Below are 5,997 nucleotides of genomic sequence, written 5' to 3'. Positions count from 1 at the left end.
ACCCGGTCTCCACAGCTGGGACCGGCTCTCGTTTCGAAGGTTTCGACGCCTCCGCCTACGTCTCCGCAGGCAGGGCCAGTTAGGCCAAATTTGGCCATCAACGCAATCGCGAAGGCGAGGCGACTGTCAGGCGCCGAGCAAACCCGTGTTCGTTGCCTTGCACCGCGACCAGCGTTCGGTCGTACGGTCCATTTTGTCGAGACCGGGTGGAAAGACCCGATCGCGAAATGTCATCACATCCTCGCGCTACCGCGTGACTCCACGGTCGGATTCGTACGCACGGTGGCGAGGATATTCGCTTGCTGTCGTTACAAGCAGATCAGCGCTGGCCTGCGGCTTATGGCGGCCTGGCCTCGTGCGGGTCTATCCTTCACCAAAAAGCTCGCGCTGTGCCTTTTCCAGTTCTTCGGCATAGCGCCGCCGCACATACTGCTCGGAGACAATTCCAAGAACGGAACGGTCTTGCGCCACCACAGCGAGTTCGTCGGTCCCCGCATGATCGAAGATTCGCATGACTTCGGTAATATCCATCTCCGGCGTCAGCGTGGCGTCGAGGCCGGTTGCAAGCGTTGCGATCGCCGCGTCCGGCTCGATGCCGTCGGCATAGGCGGTGGGCGTGACAACAATACCGGCATAGTGATCGTCCGCATCGACCAGCACGACCCGGCTCGTCGATCCGAGCGGGAACGTGCGGCGAAACTCGCCGATCGACATCGTCGCTAATGTCGCGCGAGTTTCGCGCCGCATCATCCGTCCCGCGGTCAATGTCTTGACCCAGCCGACATCGCGCGCGCTCTTGATCGTCTCGCCGCGCAAATGAAGCCGCCAGGTCGAGAAGGAATAGCCGAACAGCTCCCTTACGATCGTCGAGGACACCAGCGACGCGGCCAGCACCGCGCCGGTCAGTGAGAAATCGTGTGTCGACTGCAGGACGAGCATGGCCATGGTCATCGGCCCGCCGACCACAGCGACCGCTAACGCCGCCATGCCGACCAGCGCCGCGTCGCGCGGGTCGATCACCGCGAACCCGGTGGCCATCTGCAACGTTCCGGCGAACAGGTGACCGATCAAGGTGCCGATGAACAAGGACGCGAAGAACAGGCCACCGCGAAATCCGAAGCCGAGCGACACGATCGACGCCAGGCATTTGGCGAGCAGGACCAGCGCGATGAAACCGAGCGACGCGCCGACCGCCAGATCGACATGCAGTGCGCCGTGCCCCGCCGACAGCACTTGCGGCGAGACCAGCGCGATTGGAATGAGCAGCGCGCCGCCGATCGCTGGGCGACTCCAGTCGGGCAATTTCGCGCGCCGAACGCCGATATCAACGGCAGCAACCGCGCGCATAAGCGCGATCCCGATCAGCGCGCAGATCGCCCCTAGTCCAGCATATATCAGATAATGATGCGTCTCGATGCCAGCGCCTGATGTCGCATCGATCAGATAGGGGCGTATGCCGAATGTCTGCGCGACCAGTGCACCGGCCAGCGCGGCAGCGACGACCGGCGCGATCGCCGACGGCGTATAGGCACCGATGACGATCTCAAACGCGTAGAAGGCACCGGCGAGCGGCGCGCCGAACGCGGCGGCGATCGCCGCACCAGTGCCTGCGCCGACCAGAATGCGCTGGTCGGAGCGACGGACATTGAACCGGCGACCAGTAATCGAGGCGATCGCGCCGCCCATCTGCGCATACGCGGCTTCGAGCCCGACCGAGGCACCGAAGCCGTTCGACAGGATCGTCTGACCCGAGATAACCAGACTGTCGGACAGCGACATCCGCCCGCCATGCAGTGCATTTGCCTCGACCGCATCGACCAGCCGCCGTCGTCGCACCCGGGTCAGATAGCTGAACGCTGCTAGGATCGCGCCGCCCAGTGGCAGGACCAGGAGGCTGAGGACACCGAGCTGGGTCATGCCACTCAGACGGGTATCGGCCGGCAAGGCGAACAGCAGATGTTGCAGCGTGCGGGCAAGGCCGCCCTGTATGATGCTGAGCAGGCCGGCGACGCCGCCGACACTGATCGCCAGCACGATGAACCACGCCTCGCTCGCGCGAAAACGGCGCTGGAAATCGCGGAGCGTGATCCGCGCGCGCCGATAGGAGCGACGCGATGCGATGGGCTGCAAGCCGAACCGCGCAGCCATCACACCACCGTATCGGTGGCGGCGCGCGCAGCGTAGCGACGCGGCGCGGTGACGATCAGCGCGACCCCGCCAAGAATCATCGGCACGGTCAGCCATTGGCCCATATGGAGCCCGGTCGCTTGCGCGAACCCGACCAGTTGCGCGTCTGGTTCGCGGAAGAATTCGACCGTGAAGCGGGCGAGCCCAGAGCCGGTCAGGAACGCGCCGACGAGCAGGCCGGGCTTATGTCGCGCACGGGTACGCCAGAACAGCACGGCGAGCAGCAGCGCGAGCGCAAGCCCTTCGAGCGCGGCCTCATAAAGTTGGCTCGGGTGCCGTCCGAGCCCGTCATGGGCGCCGGGAAAGACGATCGCCCAAGGCAGATCGGTCGGCCGACCCCAAAGTTCGCCGTTCACGAAATTGGCGATCCGCCCGAAGAAAAGCCCGAACGGGACGCAGCAGGCGACATAATCATGGAGCCGCAACCAGTCGAGGCTATGGCGTCTGGCAAACAGGACAATGCCAAGCGAGACGCCCAGCGCGCCGCCGTGGAACGACATTCCGCCGTCCCACAGCTTGAACAAGCGGAGCGGCGCGAGAAACATTTCTGGGGCATAAAAGATCGCGTAGCCGAGACGCCCGCCCAGAATGATGCCGAGCGTTGCATAGAAGATCAGGTCGTCGGCCTGCCGCCGTGCCATCGGTGCGTCGCGCTGCGCCAGCAGCTTCAGCAGATACCACCAGCCGACGAGAATGCCGGTAATGTAGGCGAGCGAATACCAGCGAATATCGATCGGCCCGAGCGAAAAGGCGATCGGATGCAGATGCAGGTCGGTAAAATGGATCGGGTTGGCCGCAAGCGGCATGGCAAAGTCCAAAGATGTCTGGGGATGTCGGGGGGCTAAGCTTTCTGGCTGCAAAAACCAAGGTTGGTTGGCTAGAATTGGGTTCTGCGAAGTCAATCAACGTTTTTATTCACCTGTGCGTCACCATCGTTGGCGACAGGCGAGCAATTGTGGCTGCAACAGCCGATCAATCGATCACGACCTCCCGGAATGATGGGCCTTCCTTCGGCAAAGTGAGGCGAACGAGGATCGGCATCGCAAGCAGAACCAAAGGGTATTGCAGCATCAGTCCCGCAATGATCGCGATAGCGAGTGGTTGCTGAATGCCCGAGCCTTGCCCGATCGCCAGCGCGAGCGGCAATAGCGTGAAGATCGCGGCGAGCGTCGTCATCGTGATTGGACGCAGCCGATTGCGGCTCGCCTCACGCGTGGCCTCGGCGGCAGGCATGGTCCGCGCCAGTTCCTCGAACTCTGAGACATAGAAGATCGCCATTTCGGTGCCGATCCCGATGATCATCGTCATTCCCATCAGAGCCGTGATGTTGAGATCCACGCCGGCTGCCCACAGTGCCGTGAATACGGCAGTCGTCGACAGCAGGGAGCAACCGATGATAATGACCGGCAGCCAGAAGCGACGATAAAGGATCAGCAACAACGCGAGTTCCGCGACCAGGGCGGCACCGAACACCTTGATCAGCCCGGCAAAAGCGATCTGTTGTTGTTGGTACAAGCCACCCAGCTCATAGCGCACGCCAGCGCCGAGCACGCCGGGCTTATCGAGCGCCGCCTTCACGTCGCCAACAGCAGCACCGATGCCGCGCCCCTGGATGCGGCCGGTAACCGCGATCATCGGCTCGAGATTTTCGCGGCTGATCTGGGGCTGGCCCGTCACGGACTGGATCGTCGCGACGCGCGACAGCGGAAAGACGTGCCCATCGGTCGCGCGGATTGGCAGCTGCGCGAGCCCGGTCTCGCTGATCGTTCGCGCATCGGGGAGGCGCACGCGCACGTCGACCGCTTTACTCGCCTTGGCTAACGTGGTCGCGATGGTCCCGCTCAGGGCGGTGTTGAGCTGCGCCTCGACGTCGGCGGGGGCGACACCTTCGAGGCCCGCCCGAACCGGATCGACGTGGACGTCGAGCGCATCGCCAGCGAGTTGCACACCGTCCTTCACTTCGACGACCCCATTGATCTTGGTAATGAGCGCCGCGACTTTCCTCGCCTCTCCCTCGAGCACCGACGGGTCGGACGCGTAGAGTTTGACCTCGATCGGCTGCGGTACGGCTGTCAGATCGCCGATCAAATCCTCGATCAATTGCGCAACTTCGACCTGGACTCCGGGCACCTTGGCGGTGATCTGGTCTGCGACCGCTGCCGCAATTTCTTCGGTCGGCGCAGCGTGATTGTCCTTGAGCCTGACGAAATAGTCGCCGTGGTAGCTCTGTCCGAGGTCGCCGCCTAGCCCGGTGCCGAGGCGGCGCGAAAAGGTCAGGACTTCCGGATTTGCGCGGAGCATCGCATCGATCTGCCCGACCTGGCGGCTCGATTCATCGAGCGAGGTGCCGGGTGCTGTGTAATAGTCCATGACGAACCCACCTTCGTCGACCTTGGGCATAAAGCCGCTGGGTACGTTCGAATAGCTGACATAGCCAAGGATCAGCAGCGGAACCGCAATCACCGCAAGCAGCCACGGCCGCGCAGACAGCTTGTCGAGGCCGCGGTCATGCAGGCGCGCAACTACGCCTTCGCCCGGCTCACCGGGATCATGCCATTTGCTGAAATCGACGAGCCACCGCACGAGCACCGGCACGACGAACGCCGTCATGGCCCAGGAAATCGCCAGCGCAGCCGCCATCGTCAGCGACAGCGCCTTCGAAAATGCGCCGGTCACCCCGGTCAGGAAGGAAAGCGGCACGAACACGATCAGCGTGGCGAGGCTCGAGCCAGTGAGCGGCGCCATGAATTCGCGCGCGGCGGGGATCACAGCGGCGTCGCCCATTGGCTTGCCGTCCGCGCCCTTGGCGCCAGCGCGCCGTGCGATATGTTCGACCATCACGATCACATCATCGATCAGCAGCCCGACCGCTGCCGCGATCCCGCCGAGCGTCATGATGTTGAAGCTCATGCCCAGCATGCTGAGCACCAGCACGGTCGCCGCCAGCGTTGCGGGTACGACGATGACGGCGACCAACGTCACCCGCCAACTGCGCAGGAACCACAACAAGACGAGCGCGGCGAGCACGAGGCCGATCAGCACGGCATCGCGCACGCTTGCGACCGACTGGGTGACGAGAACACTCTGATCGTACCAGCAGACAAGTTTGACGCCTGGAGGCAATGTCAGTCCGGCAAGCTTCTGCTCCACTGCCTTTGCGATCTGGACGGCATTGCCGTCAGGCTGCTCATAGATGTTGAACAGGACGGCGGGCTTTCCGTCCTCAACAATGCGCTGCCAGACCGGGACGGCGCCCTCCTGGACTGTCGCGACGTCGCGCACCCGGACCACGCCCTGCGGGTCCGCATTGACGACGATCTCACCGATCTGGGCGGCGCTTGCCACACTTCGATCGGCGATGACGAGCGACAGCCGACCACGGTCTTGCACCTGGCCAACCGCGCTCAACACGTTGCCGTTCTTGATGGCGGTGGCGAGGTCGGTCATCGACAGATTGTGATCAGCGAGCCGGTGCGGATCGGCAAGCACCTGCACCTCGGCGGTGTCGCCGCCCTGGACACCGACGCGCGCCAGCCCGGTAACGGAGGAGAGCAGCGGCGTGATCTGGTATTTCGCGATATCTTGGAGCGCGACCGGATCAGCCGAGCTGGACACGAGCGCGTAGGAGATGATTGGGAAAACCGTCGGATCCATCCGCCGGACGGTGTACTGTGTGCCGGGCGGCAGCGAGGGGATCGTGCGTGCTACCGCCGAGTCGACCAGCAACGTGCTGGCGATCATGTCGCGCCCCCAGCCGAAATCGATCGATATCTGCGCCGAACCCCGGCTCGTTGCGGAGCGAACGTCCTG

Annotated in this window: 3 protein-coding genes; all 3 read right to left on the bottom strand. The window is 63.7% G+C overall.

What is annotated here, in order from left to right; all coding sequences use genetic code 11:
* Positions 1-363: 363 nt before the first annotated feature.
* Positions 364-2,148 (bottom strand): chloride channel protein, encoded by a 1,785-nt coding sequence (locus K5Q19_RS08725; protein WP_292943545.1) that lies wholly within the window; start codon positions 2,146-2,148, stop codon positions 364-366.
* On the bottom strand, positions 2,148-2,993 hold the full coding sequence (gene lgt, locus K5Q19_RS08720; RefSeq protein ID WP_292943548.1) for a prolipoprotein diacylglyceryl transferase: 846 nt from the start codon (positions 2,991-2,993) through the stop codon (positions 2,148-2,150). The genes K5Q19_RS08725 and lgt overlap by 1 nt, the downstream gene beginning before the upstream one ends.
* A gap of 166 nt (positions 2,994-3,159) precedes the next feature.
* Positions 3,160-5,997: efflux RND transporter permease subunit (locus K5Q19_RS08715; RefSeq protein ID WP_292943542.1), on the bottom strand; the 2,838-nt coding region annotated here is incomplete at its 5' end.

It is taken from the genome of Novosphingobium sp., from assembly GCF_019748365.1.
Taxonomy (GTDB): Bacteria; Pseudomonadota; Alphaproteobacteria; order Sphingomonadales; family Sphingomonadaceae; genus Novosphingobium.
Note: the sequence above shows the minus strand (reverse complement) of the source record. Positions and strands in the feature narration are given on the sequence as shown.